The sequence below is a fragment of the Variovorax sp. KK3 genome (assembly GCF_001984055.1).
Lineage (GTDB): Bacteria > Pseudomonadota > Gammaproteobacteria > Burkholderiales > Burkholderiaceae_C > Variovorax.
The window spans coordinates 1-24,816 of the sequence record NZ_LYVO01000011.1; the positions used below are offsets into that span (position 1 = coordinate 1).

At 67.1% G+C, this 24,816-nt stretch carries 22 protein-coding genes; 13 read left to right on the top strand and 9 right to left on the bottom strand.

Translation table 11 applies throughout. The features are described from left to right. The coding region (locus B0W80_RS07520; protein ID WP_076998508.1) for an AMP-binding protein at positions 1-1,622 on the bottom strand (1,622 nt) is incomplete at its 3' end. Between B0W80_RS07520 and B0W80_RS07525 the strand changes: the two genes are divergently transcribed. Continuing rightward, positions 1,621-2,664, top strand: coding sequence for a triacylglycerol lipase (locus tag B0W80_RS07525; protein ID WP_306171841.1), 1,044 nt, complete (start codon positions 1,621-1,623; stop codon positions 2,662-2,664). The two genes, B0W80_RS07520 and B0W80_RS07525, sit on opposite strands and share 2 nt — an antisense overlap. Before the next feature lie 6 nt (positions 2,665-2,670). Here B0W80_RS07525 and B0W80_RS07530 read toward each other — a convergent pair whose 3' ends face one another. Both B0W80_RS07530 and hppD read right to left on the bottom strand, forming a co-directional pair. Further along, entirely contained in the window at positions 2,671-3,483 is an 813-nt protein-coding gene (locus B0W80_RS07530; RefSeq protein ID WP_076998510.1) for a transporter substrate-binding domain-containing protein, read from the bottom strand. 24 nt (positions 3,484-3,507) lie between these two features. Then, a complete protein-coding gene (gene hppD, locus B0W80_RS07535; protein WP_076998595.1) occupies positions 3,508-4,635 on the bottom strand; it encodes a 4-hydroxyphenylpyruvate dioxygenase in 1,128 nt (375 codons plus the stop codon). 221 nt (positions 4,636-4,856) lie between these two features. Between hppD and B0W80_RS07540 the strand changes: the two genes are divergently transcribed. The 9 genes from B0W80_RS07540 to B0W80_RS07580 all read left to right on the top strand — a co-directional run bounded on the left by B0W80_RS07540 (position 4,857) and on the right by B0W80_RS07580 (position 14,855). Next, a complete protein-coding gene (locus B0W80_RS07540; protein WP_076998511.1) occupies positions 4,857-5,582 on the top strand; it encodes a GNAT family N-acetyltransferase in 726 nt (241 codons plus the stop codon). Between the two features lie 78 nt (positions 5,583-5,660). Then, positions 5,661-6,539: an HlyC/CorC family transporter gene (locus B0W80_RS07545; protein ID WP_076998512.1), complete on the top strand. Its 879-nt coding sequence runs from the start codon at positions 5,661-5,663 to the stop codon at positions 6,537-6,539. Continuing rightward, positions 6,536-8,098, top strand: a complete 1,563-nt coding sequence (gene lnt, locus B0W80_RS07550) for an apolipoprotein N-acyltransferase (RefSeq protein WP_143684518.1) — start codon at positions 6,536-6,538, stop codon at positions 8,096-8,098. Before B0W80_RS07545 ends, lnt begins: the two co-directional genes overlap by 4 nt. 119 nt (positions 8,099-8,217) lie before the next feature. Beyond that, the gene (locus B0W80_RS07555; protein ID WP_076998514.1) at positions 8,218-9,288 is read left to right on the top strand and encodes a type II asparaginase; all 1,071 of its coding nucleotides are present in this window, start codon (positions 8,218-8,220) and stop codon (positions 9,286-9,288) included. A 212-nt stretch (positions 9,289-9,500) separates the two neighbouring features. After that, positions 9,501-10,421, top strand: a complete 921-nt coding sequence (gene glyQ / locus B0W80_RS07560; protein WP_076998515.1) for a glycine--tRNA ligase subunit alpha — start codon at positions 9,501-9,503, stop codon at positions 10,419-10,421. 4 nt (positions 10,422-10,425) lie between these two features. After that, positions 10,426-12,579: a glycine--tRNA ligase subunit beta gene (gene glyS / locus B0W80_RS07565; protein WP_076998516.1), complete on the top strand. Its 2,154-nt coding sequence runs from the start codon at positions 10,426-10,428 to the stop codon at positions 12,577-12,579. Between the two features lie 16 nt (positions 12,580-12,595). Further along, positions 12,596-13,174: a D-glycero-beta-D-manno-heptose 1,7-bisphosphate 7-phosphatase gene (gene gmhB / locus B0W80_RS07570; RefSeq protein ID WP_076998517.1), complete on the top strand. Its 579-nt coding sequence runs from the start codon at positions 12,596-12,598 to the stop codon at positions 13,172-13,174. Positions 13,175-13,185: 11 nt separating this feature from the next. Continuing rightward, the gene (locus tag B0W80_RS07575; protein WP_076998518.1) at positions 13,186-13,941 is read left to right on the top strand and encodes a 1-acyl-sn-glycerol-3-phosphate acyltransferase; all 756 of its coding nucleotides are present in this window, start codon (positions 13,186-13,188) and stop codon (positions 13,939-13,941) included. Between the two features lie 23 nt (positions 13,942-13,964). Beyond that, positions 13,965-14,855 (top strand): M48 family metallopeptidase, encoded by an 891-nt coding sequence (locus B0W80_RS07580; protein WP_076998519.1) that lies wholly within the window; start codon positions 13,965-13,967, stop codon positions 14,853-14,855. Between the two features lie 43 nt (positions 14,856-14,898). On the opposite strand, the gene B0W80_RS07585 is transcribed toward B0W80_RS07580, so the two are convergent. The 6 genes from B0W80_RS07585 to B0W80_RS07610 form a co-directional block, all read right to left on the bottom strand. Further along, on the bottom strand, positions 14,899-15,669 hold the full coding sequence (locus B0W80_RS07585; protein ID WP_076998520.1) for an SDR family oxidoreductase: 771 nt from the start codon (positions 15,667-15,669) through the stop codon (positions 14,899-14,901). A 56-nt stretch (positions 15,670-15,725) separates the two neighbouring features. Continuing rightward, positions 15,726-17,546, bottom strand: coding sequence for an ATP-binding protein (locus B0W80_RS07590; RefSeq protein ID WP_143684519.1), 1,821 nt, complete (start codon positions 17,544-17,546; stop codon positions 15,726-15,728). After that, on the bottom strand, positions 17,539-18,198 hold the full coding sequence (locus B0W80_RS07595; RefSeq protein ID WP_083745239.1) for a response regulator transcription factor: 660 nt from the start codon (positions 18,196-18,198) through the stop codon (positions 17,539-17,541). Before B0W80_RS07595 ends, B0W80_RS07590 begins: the two co-directional genes overlap by 8 nt. Positions 18,199-18,273: 75 nt before the next feature. Continuing rightward, positions 18,274-19,167, bottom strand: a complete 894-nt coding sequence (locus tag B0W80_RS07600) for a pseudouridine synthase (RefSeq protein WP_076998523.1) — start codon at positions 19,165-19,167, stop codon at positions 18,274-18,276. 12 nt (positions 19,168-19,179) lie between these two features. Beyond that, positions 19,180-20,508, bottom strand: a complete 1,329-nt coding sequence (locus B0W80_RS07605) for a leucine-rich repeat-containing protein kinase family protein (RefSeq protein WP_076998524.1) — start codon at positions 20,506-20,508, stop codon at positions 19,180-19,182. Between the two features lie 37 nt (positions 20,509-20,545). Further along, positions 20,546-21,607 carry an MBL fold metallo-hydrolase gene (locus B0W80_RS07610; protein WP_076998525.1) on the bottom strand — a complete coding sequence of 354 codons (1,062 nt, stop codon included), beginning with the start codon at positions 21,605-21,607 and terminating at the stop codon, positions 20,546-20,548. 98 nt (positions 21,608-21,705) lie between these two features. On the opposite strand from B0W80_RS07610, the gene B0W80_RS07615 reads away from it, so the two are divergent. Genes B0W80_RS07615 through aceK form a run of 3 tightly spaced genes read left to right on the top strand, consistent with a single transcriptional unit; the run spans position 21,706 to position 24,796 of the window. Further along, a complete protein-coding gene (locus tag B0W80_RS07615; RefSeq protein WP_076998526.1) occupies positions 21,706-22,113 on the top strand; it encodes a MerR family DNA-binding transcriptional regulator in 408 nt (135 codons plus the stop codon). A 54-nt stretch (positions 22,114-22,167) separates the two neighbouring features. Beyond that, positions 22,168-22,977 (top strand): carbonate dehydratase, encoded by an 810-nt coding sequence (can, locus tag B0W80_RS07620; RefSeq protein ID WP_083745240.1) that lies wholly within the window; start codon positions 22,168-22,170, stop codon positions 22,975-22,977. Between the two features lie 7 nt (positions 22,978-22,984). Beyond that, positions 22,985-24,796: a bifunctional isocitrate dehydrogenase kinase/phosphatase gene (aceK, locus tag B0W80_RS07625; RefSeq protein ID WP_076998527.1), complete on the top strand. Its 1,812-nt coding sequence runs from the start codon at positions 22,985-22,987 to the stop codon at positions 24,794-24,796. Positions 24,797-24,816: the final 20 nt, after the last annotated feature.

Consider the following 24,816-nt stretch of genomic DNA (forward strand, 5'->3'; position numbering starts at 1 on the left):
CGAAATTCAATCTGCTTCGGCCTCTTGTACCCAGTCAACTGCTCTTGGCAGAAACGCATGACTGCATCTTCCGTGAGTGCGGGATCCTTCCGCACGACGAAGACCTTGATCGCCTCACCCTGCTTCTCGTCCGGCACACCGATGGCGGCGCATTCAACGACACCGGGGCACAGCGAGATCACGTTCTCGAGTTCATTGGGAAACACGTTGAACCCGCTGACGAGAATCATGTCCTTCTTGCGGTCCACGATCTTGCTGTACCCGTCTTCCTGCATCACGGCCACGTCGCCGGTGCGCATGAATCCGTCCTCCGTGAACGCGGCTGCCGTCTCGGCGGGCTGGTTGTAATAGCCGACCATCACGTTGGGGCCCTTGATGCAGAGCTCGCCCGGTTCGCCGACTGGCAGCGAACGCCCCTGATCGTCTTTGATCGCGATCTCGATGCCCGGCAACGGCAAACCGATGGTGCCGGTGAACGCAGTGTTCGACACAGGATTGTTGGTCCCGATCGCGCACGTCTCGCTCATGCCCCAGCCTTCGATCATCGGACAGCGCGTCGCCTCGAACCACTGGCGCGCGGTGCCCTCCGAAGCGGCCATGCCGCCCGCTTGCGAAACGAAAAGGGTCGAGAAGTCGACAGTCTTGAACTCCGGATGAACAAGCAAGGCGTTGAACAGCGTATTGACCGCGGGCAGCATATGAAAGGGCCGCTTCTTGAGTACGGCGATGAACTTGTCGAAGTCGCGCGGATTGGGAACCAACGTCAGGTGCGAGCCCTGCCGTATCGCCAGCAAGCACAGCGTGAGCGCGAAGATGTGATAGAGCGGCAACGCCGCGATGCTGTTGACCTTCGCCATGTCGCCGGCGCGCTCCAACGCTGGTGTGAACCAAGCCTCGGCTTGCAGTGTCGCCGCGACGATGTTCCGATGCGTCAGCACTGCGCCCTTCGATAACCCAGTCGTCCCGCCGGTGTACTGAAGGAACGCGATCGAGTCCAGCGTGCTTGGATCAGGCGCGAGCGTACGACTCTTGCCTTCAGCCATCACTCGATGAAACGGCGTGACTGTGCGTCCCTTGTCCAACGGAAGCTTGTAGGGAGGCACCATCTTCGCCAAGTGCCTCACGGCCAAGGTGATCCAACTGCCGTACAGCCCACCCAACAGATCCCCCATCGACGCAACCACCACATGCTTGATCGGCGTCTGCTCGATGACCTGCTCCAGCGTGGCTGCGAAGTTCTCTAGGATGACGATCGTGGTGGCGCCTGAGTCCTTCAGCTGATGCTCGAGTTCGCGTGCGGTGTACAGCGGATTGACATTCACGCAGGTGTAGCCGGCACGCAGTATCCCCGCCATCGTCACTGCAAACTGCGGGACATTGGGCAGCATGATGGCCACCCGCGCGCCCGGCTCCAAACCGCGCGACTGCAGCCAGGCGCCCAGTGCCTTGGAGAGCTCATCGAGCTCTCCGTAGCTCATCCATCGCTCCATGCACACCGAGAACATGCGCTTGGCATAGCGTTGGAAGGACTCTTCGAACAGATGGCCCAGTGATCGGTATTGCTCGGGATGCACTTCGTGCGGAACCCCGGGCGGGTAGCTCTTCAGGACGGCGGATTGCATGCAGTCTCCTTTGCCGCGGATTGTCGAAGCGATCCGGGGCGCGTCACCACCGGGCTTGTCCTATGGTCGCGTCGATGGCTGTCGCGCATGCGATAGTTGGACCATGGTTGCCCGTTTGCAGCAGTGCATCGTGCTTGCTTGGGTGCTGGCGGCAACAGCCTGGGTCGCCATCTGGTGGACGAGCGCTCCGGTCATCGCGATGGCGGGAGTGGTCCTGATGACCTTCGCGCACGCAGCAGTGCTGGCAGTCGAGTTCATCGCCGCGCGGCAGGTCAGCGCGAGCGATCCGATACCGCGGGCAAGCGCGTTGCAGTGCGCCAGGGCCTGGCTGGCCGAGAGCCTGATCGCGCCGCGCGTCTTCTGCTGGGAGCAGCCTTTTCGTTCACGCGCCGTGCCCGATCACCTTCCACAGACCAACGGCCGCCGCGGGGTCGTGCTGATTCATGGCTTCCTGTGCAACCGAGGGTTCTGGAATCCCTGGCTTCGTGCGCTCCGCGAGCGGAACAACGCCTTCATCGCCGTCAACCTCGAGCCTGTCTTCGGCTCGATCGATCACCATGTAACGACGATCGATGCCGCCGTGCAGCGTGTGACTTCAGCGACCGGCAAACCGCCCATCCTGATCTGCCACAGCATGGGCGGCTTGGCCGCGCGCGCGTGGCTTCGTGCAGCGGACGGTTCGGCGCGGGTGCATCGCATCGTGACCATCGGAACGCCGCATCGCGGCACCTGGCTCGCACGCTTCGGACGAACGGCCAACGGCCGCGAGATGCGAATCGGCGGCGAATGGATGCGACGAATCGAAGGTAAAGATGCCCAGTCAGTCCGCTTCACCTGCTGGTATTCGAACTGCGACAACATCGTTTTCCCGATCTCCACAGCCACCATCACGGGCGCCGACAACCGGCTCGCGCATGCCCGAGGACATGTCGAAATGGCCTTCGTCGAGGGCCTTCGGCGCGACACCTTCGACCTGCTCGACGAATGGTCGACCGGTTGCGCGACGAAGGCGATGCCGACAGCAGCGCGCCGATTCGAGTGAAGTCGCCTACTTGAGCCAACGATCCATCACGCGCTGAAACTCACCACCGGCCTGCGCGAGGTGCAGCCATTGGTCGACATAGGCCTTGAAGGCCACGTCATCGCGCGGCAGCATCCATGCCATCTCGCCGTACTGCAGCGGTCGATCCGGGTTGACGGCGCACAGCCCTGGCTTGAGCTTCTGTTGCGTGATGGCTTCGGCCGCTTCCGTCACGAACACATCGGCGCGATTGGCGAGGATCTCGTCGAAGATCGTCACGTTCTCGCCGTGCATCGTGAGCTTCGCTTGCTTGAAGCTGGCGCGTGCAAAGCGCTCATTGCTCCCGCCGGGATTGAAGATCACCCGCACCTGCGGCTTGTCGATGTCGGCCACGCTCTGGAACTTGGCCACGTCGGCGCAGCGCGCGATCGGCGTCTTGCCGTTCACCATGTAGGGTGCGCTGAAGAAGGCACGCTTCTGCCGCTCCGTGGTCACCGACACACCGCCGACGGCGATGTCGCACTTGCCCGCCGCCAGATCGGGCAGCAGGTTGGCCCAGGTCGTCTTGATCCATTGCGGCTTCGTATTCAGGCTGCCACTGAAGCTCGCCATCAGATCGACGTCGATGCCTTCGTAGCTCGCGTCCGGCTTCTGGAAGCTGAAGGGCTTGTAGTCGCCCGGCGAGCAGATGCGCAAAACGCCAGCCTTCTGCACGGCGTCCAGATGCGACGAGGCATCGCCGGACGAACTCTGCTGCTGGCTTTGCATGGCGCAGCCGCCGAGAGTCAGTGCCGCGGCCGCGATGCACGACGAACGACGCCACAAATGAGAACGACGCATTCAGAGCTCCTGTGATGGGGTGCGCTATTTTGGAGCGCCAAGGACTCCGCGGCGCATCTGGTCCAGCTCGATGCTTTCGAACAGCGCCTTGAAGTTGCCATTGCCGAAGCCGTCGTCACCCTTGCGCTGGATGAACTCGAAGAAGATCGGACCGAGTTGGTTCTCGCTGAAAATCTGCAGCAGAAGCGCGCCCTGCTTGCCGTCGATCAGGATCTTGCGCTTCTGCAACTCCTGCACACTCTCGCCGTGCCCCGGAATGCGCTTGTCGACCAGCTCGTAATAGGTGTCGATGGTGTCCAGCAGCTTGACGCCGTTGGCCCGTAGCGCATCGACAGTGGCGTAGAGGTCCTCCGACCCCATGGCGATGTGCTGGATGCCTTCGCCACGGTAAAGGTCCAGGTACTCCTGGATCTGTCCTGCCTGCTCCTTGCCTTCTTCATTGATCGGGATGCGGATCTTGCCGCAGGGGCTGGTCATCGCCTTGCTCTTCACGCCGGTGACCTGGCCCTCGATGTCGAAATACTTGACCTCGCGGAAGTTGAACAAGCGCTCGTAGAAATCGGCCCACTCTTCCATGCGCCCGCGGTGCACGTTGTGCGTCAGGTGGTCGATATAGGTCAACCCGTTGCCGGCCGGTGCCAGCGCCGTCTCGGCGCTCAAGCCGGGCAAGGCCTCGAAGTCGACGTCGTAGAAGCCGATGTTGCCGATGTCGCCGGGCTGCGCACCGTTCTTGCCTCGCCAGCGATCCACCAGGTAGATCAGGCTGTCGCCGATGCCCTTGATGGCGGGGATGTTTAGTTCGCCAGGGCCAGCCTTGTCGGCGAAGCCCCAGGCGCCCAGGGAGGTGGCGCGCTCGTACGCTGCTTTGGCGTCCTGCACGCGAAACGCGATGGCGCACACGCTCGGGCCGTGCTGGCGCGCAAAGCGCTGCGCGAAGGAATCCGGTTCCGCATTGACGATGAAATTGATCGTTCCCTGGCGGTACAACAACACGTTCTTGTGCCGATGCTTGGCAACCGCCGTGAAGCCCATGCGCTCGAACACCTGGCCCATCGCGGCCGGGTCGGGCGCGGCGTACTCGATGAACTCGAAGCCGGCGGTGCCCATGGGGTTGTCCCAGGGGGTGAAAGCGGGGGCGTCGGCGGTGCTCATGGCGGTGGTCTCCGGGCGAAAATTGGTGGTCAGTGTGGCATCCGATGGTGCAGGATTCAGCGTCTTCTGCGGCTGGCGCTGTCTCAAGACCACCACGGCTGTTCCGGTATCGCGACGGATAAAGTAACGGAGTGGGCATTTCGGGGGAAAATGCACACTAATTGCTTACATATTTAGCCCCGTGGCCTTGTCCATTAAGGGGAAACCCTTATATTGAATCCATGCACACCGCCAAGGCACTCCTCAAGGCTTCGCTGGGCCTGGGCTCTTTCCTGAAGGCGCCCATCGTCGAGGCCGAGCCGCGCGCTGCTGCGCCGGCACCGGTCATGGTCCCCATCCGCTCCATCGGCCCGCGCGAGCGCAGCCGCGTTGCCCAGCACCTGTTGGCACTGAAGCCGCACGACCGCTACCTGCGATTCGGCTACGCCGCTTCGGACGAACAGATTCAGCGCTACGTCGACGGGCTCGACTTCGATCGCGACGAGCTGTTCGGCATCTACAACCGCCGCCTCGACCTGATCGCGATGGCGCACCTGGCATTCGCGCCGGCCGACCAGGACAAGGGCTGCGCCGAGTTCGGCGTGTCCGTCGCCGAGCACGCGCGCGGCCGCGGCTATGGCGCGCGACTCTTCGAGCGTGCCGTCGTGGTCGCCCGCAACGAAGGCGTGGCGATGCTGTTCATCCATGCGCTCAGCGAAAACGCCGCCATGCTCAAGATCGCCCGCAATGCGGGTGCCACGGTTGCGCGCAGCGGCTCCGAGTCGGAGGCCCATCTCGAGCTGCCGCACGCCACTTTCGACAGCCGCATGAGCGAGATCGCCCTGGAGCACTACGCCGAGGTCGACTTTCAGCTCAAGACCCGCGCCAAGCAGTTCTGGGCCTTCCTGGCCACTGTGCAGGAAATCCGCAGCGGCGTGCGCGCCGCGCGCGACCAGACCTCGCCCTGAGCAGCCCCTCGGCCAGGCCGGCGCGCGCCGGGGGCGCATTCCGGTATCCTTGTGACTCCCCAACTCCGCCCTCCCGCAGTGGCCGACCCTCACCCTGAACGCGCGCCTGCCGAGCGCGAGGACAAGCGCAGTTTTCTGCAGAAGCTTGCCGAATTCCTCCATCCCGGGCCCGATTCGCGCGACGAGCTGATCGAAACCCTGGCCGACGCCGAGGACAACGACGTCATCGGCGCCGAGTCCCGCGTCATGCTCGAAGGCGTGCTGCGCATGGCCGACATGACAGCCGGCGATGTCATGGTGGCAGCGCCCCGCATGGACCTCATCAACATCGATGCGTCCTACGAGTCCTTGCTTCACCTGGTCATCGACACGGCGCACTCGCGTTTCCCGGTCTACGAAGGCGACAAGGAAAACATCATCGGCATCCTGCTCGCGAAGGATCTGCTCAAGCTCCAGCGCGCGCCGGACCTCAACATCCGCGCGCTGCTACGCCCGGCCACCTTCGTGCCCGAAAGCAAGGGCCTCAACGACCTGTTGCGGGAATTCCGCGGCAACCGCAACCACCTGGCGATCGTGATCGACGAGTTCGGCCGCGTGGCCGGGCTCATCACCATCGAAGACGTGCTCGAGCAGATCGTCGGCGAGATCGAGGACGAATTCGACATCGCCGAAGACGAGGGCGACATCTTCGGCCTGGCCGACCGCACCTACCGCGTCTCGGGCGACACGCCGATCGAGCGCGTGGCCGAGGCCTTCGGCATCGTGTTCGACGAAAAGGTGCTCAGCGAGGACTTCGACACCATCGGCGGCCTCATCGCGCACGAGATGGGCCACGTGCCCAAGCGCGGCGAACATTACGCGCTGGGCGCCTTCGACTTCGTTGTGCTCCACACCAAGGGTGGCGCGGTGCGCTGGTTCAAGGTCTCGCCGGCTCGCGGCGACGACGCCGCCGATTGAAAACATTCACGCTGGCGCGCGCGTCCGGCTTCTGCATCGCAGGCCTCGCGCAGGCTGCGTCCATCGCGGCCCCCTGGAACGGCCAGCCGCTCTGGTGGTTGCAATTGCTGTCGCTTGCCGCGCTGGTCTGGCAGCTCGACGCCTTGCGATACCGCACGTCGACGCGTCCAGCATGGCGCAGCGCGGCGCTCCACGGGTGGCTGTTCTCCACCGCCTGGCTGTGCGGCACCTTCTGGTGGCTCTTCGTCTCCATGCACACCTACGGCGGCCTGCCCGCGCCGCTGGCGGCCATCGCCGTGCTGGCGCTGTCGGCCGCGTTGGGGCTCTACTACGCAGCGGCCGCGTCGTTCTACGTCGCGTTCGCGCCGCGGCATCGGGCGGGCGCAATGCTGCTGTTCGCGGCCGCCTGGACGCTGGCCGAACTGTTGCGCAACAGCTGGTTCACCGGATTCCCCTGGGGGGCCGGCGGCTATGCCCACGTGGACGGGCCGCTTGTGGTGTACGCACCGTGGCTGGGCGTGTACGGCGTGGGCGTGGTGGCGGCTGCCATCGCGGCCCTGGCCGCATCGGCGCTGCGCCCAGGCAGCCGGGCCATGCCGCTGGGCGCGGCGCTCGTGCTGTTGTGCGTGCCCGCGCTCATCGTCACCTTGCGCGGCGCATCCGACGATCCGGCGCTATCGCGTGGCCGCCTCGAAGTCGCACTGCTGCAAGGCAACATCCCGCAGGACGAGAAGTTCATCCCCGGCGGCGGCATCGCGACGGCGCTGCAGTGGTACGGCGATCAACTGCAGCGCGCCACCGCGCCGCTGGTGATCACGCCCGAGACCGCGCTGCCATTGCTGCCTTCTCAGCTGCCCGCCGGCTATCTCGAAGCCATCGCAGCGCGCTACGCCGCGAGCGCGCAGACCGCCGTCGTCGGGCTGCCCTTGGGCGACGGCCGCCTCTACACCAACACGGTCCTCGGCTTCGGCCCGGGCCGCAGCACCGCCTACCGATACGACAAACACCACCTGGTGCCCTTCGGCGAATTCGTGCCGGGCCTGTTCCGCTGGTTCACCGACATGATGAACATCCCGCTGGGCGACTTCCACAGCGGCGGGCTGGCGCAGCGGCCGCTGGACTGGCAGGGCCAGCGCATCTCACCCAACATCTGCTACGAAGACCTGTTCGGCGACGAGATCGGCGCCAACTTTCGGGACGAGGCGCAGGCGCCCACCATCCTCCTCAACGTGAGCAACATCGCCTGGTTCGGTGACACCGTCGCCATCGACCAGCACCTGGCCATCTCGCGCATGCGCACGCTCGAATTTCGGCGGCCCATGGTGCGCGCCACCAACACCGGCGCCACTGTCGTCATCGACCACCGCGGCCGCGTCACGCATGCCCTGCCGCGGCTCACGCGCGGCGTGCTGGTGGCACCTGTCGAAGGCCGAGCAGGCCTCACGCCCTACGCCGTCTGGGTGTCGCGCCTCGGGCTCTGGCCGCTGTGGGGGCTGTCGCTGGCCATCGTCGCGGCCGCGCCCCTGCTTGCCTGGCGGCGGCGGACCCGTCTCCCTTAGCTGCCCGCGCGCCGGCATCACCGCATGCCGAGCCCGCATTCCCGGTGTGTGACGGGCGCGCGGCCTTCCGGTATCGTCCCTGCGCTTCGTGAAATATTTCACGCTTCAGGAGCCACCTCATGTTCTTCGCCCCCCGTTTCCGCACTTTCGCGGCCACCGCGGCATTGGCTGCTGCCGCCGCCATCGCCCATGCCCAGCAGGCGTTGCCCAACGTCGTGATCCTCGCCACCGGCGGCACCATCGCCGGCGCCGGCGCCTCGGCCGCGAACAGCGCCACTTATGCCGCGGCCAAGGTGCCGGTCGACAAGCTGATCGCCGGCTTGCCCGAAATCTCGAAGGTGGCCAACGTGCGTGGCGAGCAGGTTTTCCAGATCGCGTCCGAGAGCTTCACCAACGACAACCTGCTGGTGCTGGCCAAGCGTGTGTCGGCACTGGCCAAGCAGGCCGACGTCGACGGCATCGTCGTCACCCACGGCACCGACACGCTCGAGGAGACGGCCTACTTCCTCAACCTGACGGTGCGCACGGCCAAGCCCATCATCGTGGTAGGCTCGATGCGCCCCGGCACCGCGCTGTCGGCCGACGGCGCGCTCAACTTGTACGACGCGGTCAACGTCGCCGCCAGCAAGGACGCGGGCGGCAAGGGCGTCCTGGTCACGATGAACGACGAGATCCAGAGCGGCCGCGACGTCAGCAAGGTGGTCAACATCAAGACCGAGGCCTTCAAGAGCCAGTGGGGCCCGCTCGGCATGATCGTCGAAGGCAAGAACTACTGGTTCCGTGCGCCGGTGAAGCGCCACACCACGCAGTCCGAGTTCGACATCGACGAGATCACCGCACTGCCGGCCGTCGACATCGCCTACGGCTACGGCAACGTGCCGGCCACCGCGATCGACGCTTTCGCGAAGAGCGGCGTGAAGGCGCTGATCTTCGCCGGCACCGGCAACGGTTCGGTGGCCGACCGCGTCGTGCCCGTCCTGCAGAAGCTGCGCAGCGATGGCGTGCAGATCATCCGCAGCTCGCGCGTGTCCGACGGCTTCGTGATCCGCAATGCCGAGCAGCCCGACGACAAGTACGACTGGGTCGTTGCCCATGACCTGAAGCCGCAGAAGGCGCGCATCCTGGCGATGGTGGCGCTCACGAAGACCAACGACCCCCAGCAGCTGCAAAGAATCTTCTGGGAGTACTAGGCGTTCCCCCCGGCTTCCCCGCTTCGTGGAGGCCGCCAACTCCCTTCCAGGGGGCGACACCAGCGGCCCGGCGAAGCCGGTTCCGCGGTGTCCCACGGATGAGAGCATCCCCCTACGGTCGCAATGCGAAAGCTTGCGGCCGTTGGTTTTTGCGGGCCTCTTAAAATGGCCGGTTCGCCGCGTCGCCGACGCGCGCGGCCCCCAGGCCCACCATGCTGACATTCCAACAAATCATTCTCAAGCTGCAGTCCTACTGGGACGCCCAGGGCTGCGCACTGCTGCAGCCCTATGACATGGAGGTGGGAGCCGGCACCTCGCACACCGCCACCTTCCTGCGTGCACTGGGCCCCGAGCCGTGGAAGGCCGCCTACGTGCAGCCCAGCCGCCGGCCCAAGGATGGCCGCTATGGCGAGAACCCCAATCGTCTGCAGCACTACTACCAATACCAGGTGGTGCTCAAGCCCGCACCGTCGAACATCCTCGAGCTGTACCTGGGCTCGCTTGAAGCGCTGGGCTTCGACCTCAAGAAGAACGACATCCGCTTCGTCGAAGACGACTGGGAGAACCCCACGCTGGGCGCCTGGGGCCTGGGCTGGGAGGTGTGGCTCAATGGCATGGAGGTGACGCAGTTCACCTACTTCCAGCAAGTCGGTGGCATCGACTGCCGGCCCATCACGGGCGAGATCACCTATGGCCTGGAGCGCCTCGCGATGTACTTGCAAGGCGTGGACAACGTCTACAACCTGACCTGGACCAACGGCCCGATGGGCGAGAAGCTCAGCTACGGCGACGTCTACAAGCAGAACGAGGTCGAGCAGTCCACGTACAACTTCGAGCACAGCGATGCCGACTTCCTCTTCACCGCCTTCGCGGCGCACGAGAAGCAGGCCAAGCACCTGATGGCGCAGCAGCTCGCGCTGCCGGCCTACGAGCAAGTGCTCAAGGCAGCCCACAGCTTCAACCTGCTGGACGCGCGCGGCGCGATCAGCGTGACCGAGCGCGCCGCGTACATCGGCCGCATCCGCAACCTCGCGCGCAGCGTCGCGCAGAGCTACTACGACAGCCGCGAGCGCCTCGGCTTCCCGATGGCGCCGCGCGAATGGGTCGCCGAGATCCCGAAGAAGGCGGCCTGAAGCGATGACCATCAAGAACAATCTGCTCGTCGAACTCTTCGTCGAGGAACTGCCGCCCAAGGCGCTCAGGAAGCTGGGCGAGGCTTTCGCCGGCGTGCTGCGCGACCAACTCGCTGCACAAGGCCTGGCCGATGCCGGCTCCGTGCTCACCGCCTACGCCTCGCCACGCCGCTTGGCGGCGCATCTCACGCAGGTGAGTGCGCAGGCGCCCGATCGCGCCGTCACGCAGAAGCTGATGCCGGTGAGCGTCGGCCTGGATGCATCGGGCCAGCCGACCCCGGCCTTGCTCAAGAAGCTCGCGGCCCTGGGCGCCGACGCGTTGGCCGTGCCGGGCCTGCGGCGCGCGATGGATGGCAAGGCCGAGGCGTTGTTCTTCGAGAGCACCGCCAAGGGTGCGACCTTGGCCGAAGGCCTGCAGAAGGCGTTGGCCGACAGCATCGCCAAGCTGCCTATTCCCAAGGTCATGAGCTACCAGCTCGAATCCGGCTGCGCGCTGCCGGGCTGGAGCAGCGTGAGCTTCGTCCGGCCCGCGCACGGCCTCGTGGCCCTGCACGGCGACACGGTGGTGCCGATCGAAGCGCTCGGCCTGAAGTCAGGGCGCGAAACCCACGGCCATCGCTTCGAGGCCAGCCGCGATCCGATCGTGCTGCGTGATGCCAACAGCTACGCCGCGCAGCTGGAAGAAGAGGGCGCCGTGATCGCCGGCTTCGACGCGCGTCGCAGCGAGATCGCACGCCAGCTCGCCGAAGCGGCGCAACGCGTCGGCGCCGGTGCGCAGCCCATCCACGACGATGCGCTGCTCGACGAGGTGACGGCGCTGGTCGAACGCCCCAACGTGCTGGTCTGCCAGTTCGAGCCGCAGTTTCTCGACGTGCCGCAGGAATGCCTCATCCTCACGATGAAGGCCAACCAGAAATACTTTCCGCTGCTCGACGCCGCGGGTCGCCTCACCCATCGCTTCCTGGTGGTCAGCAACATCCGCCCCGACGACGCGAGCGCGGTGGTCGGCGGCAATGAACGCGTGGTGCGGCCGCGCCTGGCCGACGCCAAGTTCTTCTTCGACCAGGACCGCAAGAAGTCGCTGGCGTCGCGCGTCGAGGCGCTCGGCAAGGTGGTCTATCACAACAAGCTCGGCACGCAGGGCGAGCGCGTGGAGCGCGTGATGCGCATCGCGCACGCCATCGGCGAAGAACTCGGCAAAGCCGGTGGCGACTCGACGCTCGCGCCGCACGCCGTGCAGGCCGCCCAGCTCGCCAAGGCCGACCTGGTCACCGATATGGTCGGCGAGTTTCCCGAGCTGCAGGGCACGATGGGCCGTTACTACGCGCTGCACGACGGCCTCGACTCCGTGGTGGCCGATGCCGTCGAAGACCACTACAAGCCGCGCTTCGCCGGGGACGCGCTTCCGCGTGGCCCGGTGGGCATCGTGGTCGCGCTCGCCGACAAGCTCGAAACACTGGTAGGCATGTTCGGCATCGGCAACCTGCCCACCGGCGACCGCGATCCCTTCGCGCTGCGCCGCCATGCGCTGGGCGTGATCCGCATGCTCATCGAGCGTCAGCTCCCGCTCGACCTGCGCTCGCTGATCGGCCAGGCCTACGCTGCTTTCGGCGCACCCAAGGCCGGCGACCATCCGCTGACCGATCCGACCGATGCGCTCGAAGCCTTTTTCTACGACCGCCTGGCCGGCAGCCTGCGCGAGCAGGGCGCGAGCGCGCAAGAGGTCGACGCCGTGCTGGCGCCCCTGCCGCAGCGCCTGGCCGACGTGCCGAAGCTGCTGGCCGCCGTGCGGGCGTTCGCCGCCCTGCCCGAGGCACCGGCGCTGGCGGCCGCCAACAAGCGCATCGGCAACATCCTCAAGAAGTCGCCCGAGGCCGATGCCCACGTGAGCGAGCTGCTGTTGCACGAGCCGGCCGAGAAAGCCCTGTATGCAGCCATGCAGAAGGTCGGCCCCGTGGCCAATGGGCAGTTCGAATCCGGCGACTACACCGCTTCGCTGCAGACCCTGGCCGCGCTGCGCGAGCCGGTCGACGCCTTCTTCGACGGTGTGATGGTCAACGCCGAGCAGTCCGACCTGCGGCTCAACCGGCTCGGGCTGCTGATGCTGCTGCACCGGGCGATGAACCGGGTGGCGCAGCTGGAGCGGCTCGCCGCCTGATGACCGAGGGCAATCCATGAAACTCGTCATCCTCGACCGCAACGGCACCCTCAACGTGCACCGCGAGGACTTCGTCAAGAGCGACATCGAATGGACGCCGCTGCCCGGCGCGCTCGAGGCGGTGGCGCGGCTCAACCATGCAGGCTGGCACGTGGTGATCGCGTCCAACCAGTCGGGCCTGGGCCGCGGCTTGTTCGACGTGGCCTCGCTCAATGCCATGCACGCCAAGATGCACAAGATGCTGTCGGCCGTGGGTGGGCGGGTCGATGCGGTGTTCTATTGCCCGCACAGCCCCGACGAGAACTGCGAATGCCGCAAGCCCAGGCCGGGCCTGTTCCTGCAGATCGCCGAGCGCTATGGCGTCGACCTCGTGAACGTGCCCGTTGCCGGCGACAGCCTTCGCGACATGCAGGCGGGCGCTTCGGCCGGTTGCGAGCCGCACCTGCTGCTGACCGGCATGGGCGCCGCTTGCCGCGGCGTCGCGCCGCTGCCGCCCGAATACCCGGCCAACACGCGCGTGCACGAAGACCTGCCGGCCTTCGTCGACTTCCTGCTGGAGCGCGAAGAGCGCAACGCCTTGAACCTAGCTGTTTGAACAGTTCTCCGATGTCCTTTCTTCGCTCCGTTCTCCACGCGTTGTGGATGCTCGTCACCGTCATCCCCTGGGGGATCATCATGGTGGTCAGCTCGCTCTGGAAGCGCGGCGTGCCGCTCTACTGGATGGCGGCGCGCTGGCTCGGCTGGGCGATCGATGGCGCGCGGGTCATCCTGGGCATCCGCACCCGCGTGACCGGCATGGAAAACCTGCCGCAAGACAAGCTGGCCGGCGCGATCCTGCTGGTGAAGCACCAGTCCACCTTCGAGACCTTCCTGATGCCCACGCTGATGCCGCATCCGCTGGCCTACGTGTTCAAGAAGGAACTCATCTACGTGCCCTTCTTCGGCTGGGCCATGGCGCGCCTGGACATGATCCACATCGACCGCAGCCAGCGCACGCAGGCCTTCAACAAGGTCGTGGCGCAGGGCCGCACGCTGCTGGCGCAGGGCATCTGGATCATCATGTTCCCCGAGGGCACGCGCATTCCGCGCGGGCAGCAGGGCGTCTACAAGACCGGTGGCACGCGCCTGGCCTGCGAGACCGGCGTGCCGGTGATCCCCATCGCCGTCACCTCGGCCAAGGTCTGGCCGCGCAAGGCTTTCATCAAGCGGCCCGGCGTGGTGGACGTGTCCATCGGGCCTGCAATTCCCAGCACCGGACGCAAGCCCGACGAGCTGATGCGCGAGGTCGAAGCCTGGATCGAAGCCGAGATGCGCCGGCTCGACCCCGAGGCCTACGTCTCGACGGAGACGGTGTCGGCTTGAGCACTGCGCCGCCGGGCACACGCATGCGCAGCCTGCTGCAGCTCACGCTGGATCTCTTCGATCCGCCATCGCCACCGCCACCGCCGGTGCCGAGCGTGCCCACGTTCGAGGCACCCGCGCAGCCCGCCATTCCCCTGGCCGATGCGCTGATTCCAGCCAGCTTCGTGCACCCGCGCGCCAATCGCGAAGTGGTGCTGGGCCATGCCCGCGTCGCCTTCGAATTCACGCGCGGCAAGCGCCGCACCATCGGCTTCGTGGTGGGTGCCGAGGGGCTGTCGGTGCGCGCGCCGCGCTGGGTGGCGCTGCGCGACGTCGATGCCGCGGTCAAGGAAAAAGCCGACTGGATCCTGCGCAAGCTGGCCGAGACGCAGCAGCGCCACGCCAAGCTGGAGGCGACGCGCATCGAGTGGAAGGACGGCGCCAGCTTTCCGTTCCTGGGCGAGACGGTGCAAATACGCCTCGACCCCGAACATGCGTTCACGGGCGTCGGCGGTGTGCTGGACGCCGGCACGGGCAAGGACGACCCGCGCTTCCTGCGCCTGGCGCTGGCCAAGGGCGCCGGTCCGGAGCAAATCCGCGACGCAGCGCAAGCCTGGCTCATGCGGCAGGCGCGGCGCATCTTCACCGAGCGCCTGGACCATTTCGCGCCACAGTTGGGCGTGCGATGGAGCAAGCTGTCGCTGTCGAACGCGTCCACGCGCTGGGGCAGTGCGACCGCCGGTGGGGCGATTCGGCTGCACTGGCGCCTCGTGCATTTCCGCATGCCGGTGGTGGACTATGTGGTCGCGCACGAACTCGCGCACCTGCGCGTGATGGACCACAGCCCCCGGTTCTGGGAGACCGTGGAAAGCGTGGTGCCCGACTACGGCGCGCTGCGGCAGCAACTCAAGGAACAGCCCGTTCCCAAGTGGTGAGCGCCTTGCCCCTTCCACGAAGGGGCAAGGATGCGAAACGGCATCAGCGGGCGTGCGTCACGCCGCCGTCCACCACCAGCGTCGAGCCCATCACATAGTCGCCCGCCCGCGACGCCAGATAGATCGCCGCCGCCGCCATGTCCTCCGGCTCGCCGATGCGGCCGGCCGGAATCCGCCCCTTGATCTCGTCGCCGTGGTCGCGCGCTTCCTTGTTCATGCTGGAAGCGAAGGCGCCCGGCGCGATCGCGCTCACGACGATGCGATCGCGCGCCAGCCGCAGCGCCATGCGCCGCGTGAGATGGATCAGCCCGGCCTTGCTCGCCGCATACGAATACGTTTCCTGCGGATTGACCGAGATGCCGTCGATCGACGCGATGTTGATCACCTTCGCCAGGTGATCGGTGGCCGCCGCCTTGAGCATCGGCGTCAGCGCCTGGGTCAGGAAGAATGGCGACTTGAGGTTGAGGTCGACCACCTTGTCCCAGCCGCTTTCAGGAAACTCGTCGTAGGGCGCGCCCCAGGCCGCGCCCGCGTTGTTGACCAGGATGTCGAGCGTGCGCTCGTGCGCCGCATAGGCCGCGACGAGGGCGTGGGTGCCTTCCAGGGTCGAGACGTCGGCCGGCAGCGAAACGCAGTGGCCGAAGGCCGACAGCTCCTTCGCCGTCTGGTCGCATGCGTCGGCCTTGCGCGCGGAGATGTAGACGCGGGCGCCCTGGGCCAGGAAGCCCTCGGAGATCATGCGGCCGATGCCGCGCGAGCCGCCGGTCACGAGGGCGCTGCGCCCCTCCAGCGAAAAGAGTCGGGTGGTGTCCATGCAGTTTGTCTCCAGGAATCGGAGACGAGCATAGTGCCGGGCGGCAGCGGCAGGCGTCACCTATGCGCCACGGCGAGCCGCTCTTCCTCGCCGTGCTGTGCCACCACTTCCTGCAGCGTGCGCGCGAGCTTGTCGCCGTTCAGCGGCTTGTGCAGGATGCGCGCCGCCACCGTCGAGAACTCGCGAAAGCGCGAGGGCGCGGTTTCGCCCGTCACGATCACCGTCGGCAGGGCCGGCCGGCGCCGGTGCACGCGCTCGATCACCTCCAGGCCGGTTTCATCGCGCAGGCGGTAGTCGACCACCACCACGTCGGGCACGAAGCCTGCGGCCAGCATCTGCTCCGCTTCGTTGCCGCCGGCCGCGCCGCGGACCGTCCAGCCGAGCTGCTGCAGATAGGTGCACATCGCGGACAGCACCTCCGCCTCGTCGTCCACCAGCAGCACGGCGAGCGGCGTGCCTTCGAAGGGCGCCGCAGCATCCTCCACGGTTTCGGTCTGGATCTCGGCTTGTGGCGCGGCTGCGGCCGCGATGTGCAGGGTGAAGGTGGTGCCGCGGCCCGGCTCGCTGTCGAGCTCGACCTCGATCTGCAGCAGTTCGGCGGTGCGCCGCACGATCGCCAGCCCCAGGCCCAGCCCCTGGCTGCGGTCGCGTGATGCGTTGCCGATTTGATAAAACTCTTCGAACACCCGCTCGCGCTCCTGCGCGGGAATGCCGGGGCCGGTGTCGGTCACGCGCACCCGCACGCGCCCGTCGGCGGCGGTGTCGGTGGCCAGCGTGACGCCGCCGCGCACGGTGAACTTGATCGCGTTGTTCAGCAGGTTGCCGACGATGCGAATGAGCTGGTCCGCGTCCGTCAGCCCCCACAGCGGGGCCTGCGGCACATCGACCTTGAGGAACAGCCCCTGCTGGCCGGCCAGCGCCGCGTATTCGTCGCGCGCGGCGCGCAGCACGGCGCCGATGTCGTGCTCCGCGAACTTCGCCTCGATGGTGTGCGCGTCGAGCCGCGAGATGTCGAGCAGGCCGTCGAGCAGGCCGCTGCTCTGGCGCAGTGCGCTGCCGATGCCGCGGCTCACCTCCTTGAGCAGCGGGTCTGTCGAGCGGCGCGCCAGGATGTCCAGCGTGGTGGCGTTGATCGACAGCGCGTGCAGCGGCTGGCGCAGGTCGTGGCTGGCGGCTGCGAAGAAGCGGGTCTTGGCCTCGCTCGCTGCGGTGGCGCGGTCGCGCTCCTGCCGCAGCGCGTCGGATAGCAGGGCGTTGTCGTCCTCTACGCTCATCAGCTTGTGCAGCATGCGGCCCTGGTCGCGCACCGTGGCCAGCAGCATGAAATAAACGAGCCCGACGCCAGCCGCGAACATGTAGCCTACGGCGCCGCCGCGCCAGGCCCAGCCGGCCGCCATGCAGATGAAGGTAAGCGTCGAGAAGCCGACGAAGGCGCGCTGCCAGCCGGCGACCGAGGCGGCGCCGATGGTGCAGCCGGCCATCAGGATCGCCGAGACCGCGAGCGGCGAGAAGTTGCCGGGCGCGTAGAACACCAGGGGCAGGATGGCCGCAGTCGACACGCCGTTGTAGTCGAAGCCGCGCAGCAGTTTCGGCAGGTATTGCAACTGCGCTTCGGGCGCCGCGCGCTCCACCGCCAGCCCCAGGCGCCAGCGGTACACCATGACCGCGCCGGTCACCACAAGCCACACCCAGGGCCAGACTTCGATGCCCTGGCGAAGGGCGATGAAGGCGACCAGGATGTAGCCCAGGTAGTTGAGCGGCAGGCGCCGCGAGTACGCGAGGATCAGCGCCAGCCGCCGCTCCAGGATGCGATGCCCCACCCGCGCCTCGCGCGGCATGCCGGCCAGCGGCATCGACGCGGGCGCTTCGTCAGTCAATTCGCACGCCCTCGCGGGAGGCCTGGTAGGCGGCCTCGGTCCGGTTGCGCACGCCCAGTGCCGAGTAGACGGCAGTGAGGTGCGCCTTGACGGTGGACTCTGCAATGTCGAGCTGGCGCGCGATGAGCTTGTTGGGCAGGCCGCGTGCGGCGGCGCGGTAGACGTCCATCTGGCGCGCCGTCAGGCCGGCCAGGCGTGGGTCATGGGCGGGGCGGGTTTCAGCGGCCGGTGGAGGCGGCGGTGCGTTGAGCGTTTCCAGCGGCAGGAAGATGCGCCCGGCCAGCACCTGCTCGAGCGCCGCGACCATCATTTCCGAGCTGTATTTCTTGGGGATGAAGCCGGCCGCGCCCAGGTCGACCGTGTTGCGGATCATGGTGGCATCGGTGTCGCCCGACAGCACCACGATGCGGGCCAGGCAGCCGGCATCGCGCAGCCGGCGGATCGACTCTTCGCCGGTGCAATCGGCCAGGTGCCAGTCGAGCAGGACCAGGTCGAATTCGGCCAGCTCCACCAGCTTGACGGCATTGCCCATGTCGCCGGCGGTTTCCACGCGCAGCTCGGGCACCAGGACGCTCAGCAGGTTCTTCATGCCCTGCAGAAACATCACGTGGTCGTCGATCATCAGTACGTTCATCGGGAGCCAAGTATTCATCAGAACCGGCCTGGATTGAACGGGCTTCGAGCCGGCTTCGACTTTGGTCGAAGCGTGCTTTCCCTTGGTTCGGCTTCAGAGCGCGAGCGATCTGGCGCTCGCGAACTCGCGAGGACTCCCGTCGATGGGATCGCGAAAGGCCAGCGACTTCGCGAGCAGCTGCAGGGGCTGCTCGAAGTCCTCCGCGCCTTCGGGCTGCAGCACGGGGTACAGGGTGTCGTTGCGGATCGGCAGCCCCAGCGCGGCGCAGTGCACGCGCAGCTGGTGGCGGCGGCCGGTGTGCGGCGCCAGGCGCAGCCGGGCCCAGCCATCGCGCGCTTCCGCCAGCGCGAAGCGGGTCTCGGAATTGGGCTCGCCCTCGGCCTCGCGCATGCGCATGAAGTGAACATCTTCCACGAGCCGGCTGTGGCGCACCGCCGGCAGCGCGACGGTGCCGTCCCAGGGCACGATGGCCTCGTACTGCTTGTCGACCTCGCGTGCGGCGAACAGCGCGTGGTAGGCATGCCGCGTGGCCGGCTGCACCGAGAACAGCACCACGCCGGCGGTTTCGCGGTCGATGCGATGCAGCGGCGCGAGCTGGTCCAGGCCCAGCCGGCGCTGCAGCCGCACCAGCAGGCTCTGCTGCACGTACTTGCCCACCGGGGCCACCGGCAGGAAGTGGGGCTTGTCCACCACCAGCAGGTGCTCGTCGCGGTGGAGCACCTGTTCCTCGAAGGGCACCGTCCGCTCGATGTCGAGCGAGCGGTAGTAGAAGACGTGCAGCCGCGGCTGGTAGGGCCGGTCGGGCGTCACGGGCACGCCGTGCGCGTCGACCACCTCGCCTGCCTGCATGCGCGCGTCCCAGGTGGCGCGCGGAATGGCGGTGAAGCGCTGGGCCAGGAAGTCGGCGATCGTGGCCCACGGGCCGGGCGGAAGCGCGACCCGGCTGGGACCGACGCCGTCTCGGGTGGGCAGCGGCAAGCCGGTCATGGTGCGGCGGCCTCAGGCGTCGGCCAGGGCCGCGGTGATCTGGTCCAGCAGCGGCCGCGCGCCCGTGTCAGGTTGGGTGCAGCGCACCTGCAGGTCGGCCAGGCGTGCCATTCGCCGGCGATCGGATGCGTCGCCGGCCTGGCTGCGCGCCAGCAGTTCTTCGAGCAGCAGCCCGAAAGCGCGCGCCTCGATGCGTTGCAGCGCGAGGCTGGTTTCCCGGTCGTCCGGCGGCAGGAAGGACGCGGCGCCGAAGTCGCCCAGGCGGCCCGTTCCGTCGCCGTCCCACAGGATGTTGTGCGCGTAAAGGTCGCCATGCACGATGCCGCGTGCGTGCAGTTGCGCGGCGGCCGAGGCGATGCCGTGGGCCAGGCGCAGCGCGGTGGCCAGCGGCCATGCGGCCTCGTCGGCGTAGACGTCGCGGGTGCATGAGGCGAGGCTGGGCGGCCCGGCCAGGTTGCGGAATCGCGGGTCGACCAGCGCGAGCACCAACCCTGGCGTTCCTTCGGGATGGTGCTCGACGCGGCCCTCCACGGCGATCAGCCCCGGGTGCGGGCCGGCCGCCATGCAGGCGGCCATCTCGCTGTGTGGCCAGCCGTCGCTGGTGACGGCGCCCTTGAAGAGCTTGACGGCCACGGGCCGCCGGTTGCCGTCGTCCTGCATCCAGTCCGCCCGGTGGATCACGCCCGAAGCGCCCTGGCCCAGTGGCTCGCCCATCGCCAGCCGGTGCCAGTCGATCGCCGGGATGGCGGCCGTCTCCACTGCAGCCGCTTCGGCGCGGTCGTCGAAGGGGTTGCCTGCGAAGGCCAGCCAGGCGAGGCGCGGCATGTCGGCCAGCCAGGTGGGCAGGGCCTCGAGCCGGTTGGCCGAGATGCGCATGAGTTCCAGCGCACGGCATTCCGCCAGCGCGTCTGGCAGGGCCGTCAGGCGGTTGCCGGCCAGCATCAGCTTCTGCAGACGGGTGCATCGGCCGATGGTGGCGGGCAGCGCCTCGATCTCGTTGTCGGTCAGGATCAGCCAACGCAGGCCGGGCGGCAGCGCCTCGGCCGGCACCGTGCGGATGCAGTTGGCCTTGAAGCCCACCATCTCGAGCCGCTCGCAGCGCCCCAGAACTGCGGGCAGTTCGGCGAAACGGTTGTCGGAGCAGAACAGCACCTGAAGCCGGTACAGGCGGTGCAGGTCGTCGGGCAGCGTCGAGAGCGCATTGCCGGACAGATCGAGCGCTTCCAGTGAATCCGCGAGCGTGAAGATCTCGCGCGGGAAAGATTCGAGCCCGCAGCGCAGCGTCAGGCTTCGGGCGCCCGCGAGCGCGCCGGACTGCAACTGCGCCAAGGTATGGCTCATCGGAAGCTGCGGTATTCGCCCGGCGCAGTTCGGCGCCTCATGCAGAAGCGCCGAAGCGCCACACACCATCTTCGCCGCGGCGCCGCTGCAGCAGGCCCTTGAAGCGCAGCATGTGCAGATGCGCCACCGTCTCGCCCATGGCGAAGGTGGTCTGGTGCACGTCGAGTTCGCGCTTGAACAGGATGGGCATGCTCTCGGCGGCGCTCAGCGGTCGTGCGGTGCAGGCCTCCAGCAGCTCCGCCAGGCGGTCGCGGTGGTGGTCCTGCAGTTGCCTCACGCGCTGATGGATGCCGGTGAAGGGCTTGCCGTGCGAGGGCAGGCCCAGCGTGTCGGCCGGCAGCTCGTTGAAGCGCACGATGCTGTCGAGGAAGAGCTTCAGCGGATCGGCGTCCGGCTCGCCCGCGTGCACGCTCACGTTGGTGGAGATGCGGGGCAGCATCATGTCGCCGCCCAGCAGTGCGTGCAGCTCTTCGCAGTACAGCGCGATGTGCTCGGGCGCATGTCCGTACCCGCTGATGCAGCGCCAGTCGCGACCGCCGATGCGCACCATGTCGCCATCAAGCATGCGCACGTAACTTTCCGGCACCGCCGGCACCAGTTCGGCGTAGTACCCGGTGCGCCCGCGGATCACGTCCAGCGCCGCCGGGTCGTTCATGCCGTGCGAGACGAAGAAGTCCGCCGCCGCGTCGCCGCCGGCCAGCGTGTCCCCGCTGGTGGTGAGCACGCGCGCCACGTGGTAGTCGGTCGAACTGATCCACAGCGGCGCATTCCAGCGCTGGCACAGCCAGTCGGCCAGCCCGATGTGGTCGGGGTGCATGTGGGTCACGATCACCCGCAGGATCGGCAGGCCCTGCAGCTCGCGTTCGAAGATCTGCTCCCACTGCGCGCGCGAGGCGTCGTGCGCCACGCAGCAGTCCACCACCGTCCAGCCCTCGACGCCGTCGATCTCGTCGCGCAGCAGCCAGAGGTTGATGTGGTCGAGCGCGAAGGGCAGCGCCATGCGAAGCCAGCGCACGCCGGGCAGCACCTCGAAACTGCCGCCGGGCTCCGGCAGAAGATCGCCGTGGGGGTAATGAAGTTCGCGTTCGAGGAGGTTCATGTACGATTGACGTTAACGTAAACGTCATGGGAAAGACCCACCATTGTAGGCAGCGACGGCAGAATCCGCTGTCGCGGCCGAGATGCCCGACCCCATCCATGTCCACGCAGACCTTCACCATCGGCGAGCTCGCCCGCGAGTTCGACCTGACCACCCGGGCCATCCGCTTCTACGAAGACATGGGATTGCTCGCGCCGGAGCGGGCCGGCCAGCAGCGCGTGTACAGCGCGCGCGACCGAACCCGGCTCACGCTCACGCTGCGCGCCAAGCGGCTGGGCCTCAAGCTCAACGAGGTGAAGGACATCCTCGACATGTACGACAGCCCGCGCGACACCGCGGCCCAGCTCGAGCGTTTTCTGGGCGTGCTGGGCAGCCACCGCGCCCAGCTGGAGGCCCAGCTCGAAGAACTGCAGACCAATCTGGCCGAAGTGCGCGCGCAGGAAAAGCAGGCCCGCACGGCTCTTGCGCGCGCAGCCCGGCCCAAGAAGAACGCCGAAGCCCGCTGAATTCCCTTACCCGTCACGACAACCGACGCAGACCACCCATAGAGAGCAGCCATCATGGACAACGACACGCCTGACAACCTGGAAGACCTCTTCGCCCACAACCGCGTCTGGTCGGCGCGCATGGAGCGCGACCGCCCCGGCTTCTTCACCAGCCTAGTGAAGCAGCAGACGCCCAAGTACATGTGGATCGGCTGTTCCGACAGTCGCGTGCCAGCCAACCAGATCACCGGCCTTGAGCCCGGCGAAGTGTTCGTGCACCGCAACGTCGCCAACATCGTCGTGCACTCCGACCTGAATGCGCTGTCGGCGATCCAGTTCGCGGTCGAGCGCCTCAAGGTCCAGCACATCATGGTGGTGGGCCACTACGGCTGCGGTGGCGTGCAAGCCGCACTGGAAGGCGCGCGCATCGGGCTGGCCGACAACTGGATCCGCCACATCCAGGACGTGCGCGACCGCCACCGCGTGCTGCTGAGTTCGCTGCCCGAGGCGCTGCGCGCCAATGCGCTGTGCGAGCTCAACGTGACCGAGCAGGTCGTCAACGTGGCGGTCAGCACCGTCATGGAAGACGCCTGGAGCCGCGGGCAGAAGGTCTCGATCCACGGCTGGGCCTTCGGCGTGCACGACGGCCTGTTGCAGGACCTGGGCATGACGCTCGACGGCTCCAAGTCGACCGAGTCGCTGTACAAGGCCGCCGTGCAGCGCATCCGCTACAAGTGGAGCAAGCTGGCCGAGGAACAGCAGGCCATCGCCGGTGGCTCCGCATCGGCGCCGGCCGCAACGGCTGCAACCGCCGCATCCCTTGCAGCTGCGACGCCTGCTACGCCTGCGACACCCGCTGCACCAGCCGCGCCGGCTGCCTCCTGAACGCCCCATGTTCCCGCAGCGTCTCGATTCGCCGCTGGCCTACGACGTCGCGAAGGCGATGCGTGACGGCTTCGACCGGCACTACCGGCTGTTCCGCGCCGAGTCGGCGCGCGCCAAGCACCGGTTCGAGACGGCCGACTGGGCCGGTCAGCAGCGCGCGCAGCGCGAGCGCATCGAGTTCTACGACCTTCGGGTGAGCGAGGCCGTGGCGCGGCTCGAAAAGGAGTTCAAGGCCGGCGAGCAGCCCATGGACGTGTGGCACCAGGTCAAGCTGCACTTCATCGGTCTGCTGGTCGATCACCACCAGCCCGAGCTGGCCGAGACCTTCTTCAACTCGGTGACCACCAAGATCCTGCACCGCGCCTACTTCCAGAACGACTTCATCTTCGTGCGGCCGGCCATCAGCACCGAGTACATCGAGCCGCGCGATTCGCCCACCTACCGCGCCTACTACCCCGAGCAGCACACGCTGGCCGAGACGGTGCGCCGCCTGCTGGAGGACTACGCGCTGCAGGGCCGCTTCGCCGACATCCAGCGCGATGCCGACCGCGTGGCCGCGGCCATCCTCGGCCGCTTTCACCAGGTCAAGCTGCGCGCCAACTTCCAGCTGCAGGTGCTGTCGGGCCTGTTCTACCGGAACAAGGGCGCCTACGTGGTGGGCAAGATCATCAACGGCTTCATCGAGCTGCCCGTGGCCTTGCCGATCCTGCACGACAGCGCCGGCCGCTTCTACATCGACGCGGCGCTCTTCGGCGAGGAAGATCTGCAGATGCTCTTCAGCTTCGCGCGGGCCTACTTCATGGTCGACATGGACGTTCCCTCGGCCTATGTGCAGTTCCTGCGCTCGCTGATGCCGCGCAAGCCGCGCGCCGAGATCTACAACGCGCTCGGGCTGGCCAAGCAGGGCAAGACGCTGTTCTACCGCGACTTCCTCTACCACCTCAACTACTCCACCGACCGCTTCCGCATCGCGCCTGGCATCAAGGGCATGGTGATGCTGGTGTTCGACCTGCCGTCCTTTCCCTACGTCTTCAAGCTCATCAAGGACTTCTTTCCGCCGCCGAAGGACACCACGCGCGAACTGGTCAAGGGCAAGTACATGCTGGTCAAGCAGCACGACCGCGTCGGCCGCATGGCCGACACGCTGGAGTACAGCAACGTCGGCTTTCCGCTCGACCGCTTCGAGCCGGCGCTGATCGACGAGATCCGCCAGTTCGCGCCCAGCCAGCTCGAGATCGGCGACCGCGATGGCAACGGGGAGATGGAGGTCGTGCTCAAGCACGTCTACATCGAGCGCCGGATGATCCCGCTCAACATCTACCTGCAGGAGGCCTTCGACCAGATGGAGCATCCGGAGCATGCGCAGCGCGCGGGCAAGCAGCTGGAGCACGCGGTGGTCGAGTACGGCAACGCCATCAAGGACATGGTCGCGGCCAACATCTTCCCCGGCGACATGCTGTGGAAGAACTTCGGCGTCACGCGCGGCGGCAAGGTGGTGTTCTACGACTACGACGAGATCGAGTACCTCACCGAATGCAACTTCCGCCGCGTGCCGACGCCGCGCAACGAAGAGGAGGAAATGAGCGGAGAGGTCTGGTACTCCGTCGGCCCGAAGGACGTGTTCCCCGAAACCTTCGGCCCCTTCTTGCTCGGCAACTCGGCTGTGCGCGAGGCCTTCATGGCCCACCACGCCGACCTGCTCGACGCCGGCTTCTGGCAAAGCCACAAAGAGCGCATCCAGGCCGGCCAGATGCTCGACGTTTTCCCTTACGACGAGGCCCAGCGCTTTCATCACGAGGGCCACGCCCCTTACTTCTGAACCCGCAATCCATCCATCCT

Bases quoted from the DNA above. Each gene is read 5' to 3' on its own strand.
- B0W80_RS07525 (WP_306171841.1), top strand. From the start codon at position 1,621: ATGCAGTCTCCTTTGCCGCGGATTGTCGAAGCGATCCGGGGCGCGTCA.
- B0W80_RS07530 (WP_076998510.1), bottom strand. From the start codon at position 3,483: ATGCGTCGTTCTCATTTGTGGCGTCGTTCGTCGTGCATCGCGGCCGCG.
- hppD (WP_076998595.1), bottom strand. From the start codon at position 4,635: ATGAGCACCGCCGACGCCCCCGCTTTCACCCCCTGGGACAACCCCATG.
- B0W80_RS07540 (WP_076998511.1), top strand. From the start codon at position 4,857: ATGCACACCGCCAAGGCACTCCTCAAGGCTTCGCTGGGCCTGGGCTCT.
- B0W80_RS07555 (WP_076998514.1), top strand. From the start codon at position 8,218: ATGTTCTTCGCCCCCCGTTTCCGCACTTTCGCGGCCACCGCGGCATTG.
- glyQ (WP_076998515.1), top strand. From the start codon at position 9,501: ATGCTGACATTCCAACAAATCATTCTCAAGCTGCAGTCCTACTGGGAC.
- glyS (WP_076998516.1), top strand. From the start codon at position 10,426: ATGACCATCAAGAACAATCTGCTCGTCGAACTCTTCGTCGAGGAACTG.
- gmhB (WP_076998517.1), top strand. From the start codon at position 12,596: ATGAAACTCGTCATCCTCGACCGCAACGGCACCCTCAACGTGCACCGC.
- B0W80_RS07575 (WP_076998518.1), top strand. From the start codon at position 13,186: ATGTCCTTTCTTCGCTCCGTTCTCCACGCGTTGTGGATGCTCGTCACC.
- B0W80_RS07580 (WP_076998519.1), top strand. From the start codon at position 13,965: ATGCGCAGCCTGCTGCAGCTCACGCTGGATCTCTTCGATCCGCCATCG.
- B0W80_RS07585 (WP_076998520.1), bottom strand. From the start codon at position 15,669: ATGGACACCACCCGACTCTTTTCGCTGGAGGGGCGCAGCGCCCTCGTG.
- B0W80_RS07595 (WP_083745239.1), bottom strand. From the start codon at position 18,198: ATGAATACTTGGCTCCCGATGAACGTACTGATGATCGACGACCACGTG.
- B0W80_RS07600 (WP_076998523.1), bottom strand. From the start codon at position 19,167: ATGACCGGCTTGCCGCTGCCCACCCGAGACGGCGTCGGTCCCAGCCGG.
- B0W80_RS07605 (WP_076998524.1), bottom strand. From the start codon at position 20,508: ATGAGCCATACCTTGGCGCAGTTGCAGTCCGGCGCGCTCGCGGGCGCC.
- B0W80_RS07610 (WP_076998525.1), bottom strand. From the start codon at position 21,607: ATGAACCTCCTCGAACGCGAACTTCATTACCCCCACGGCGATCTTCTG.
- B0W80_RS07615 (WP_076998526.1), top strand. From the start codon at position 21,706: ATGTCCACGCAGACCTTCACCATCGGCGAGCTCGCCCGCGAGTTCGAC.
- can (WP_083745240.1), top strand. From the start codon at position 22,168: ATGGACAACGACACGCCTGACAACCTGGAAGACCTCTTCGCCCACAAC.
- aceK (WP_076998527.1), top strand. From the start codon at position 22,985: ATGTTCCCGCAGCGTCTCGATTCGCCGCTGGCCTACGACGTCGCGAAG.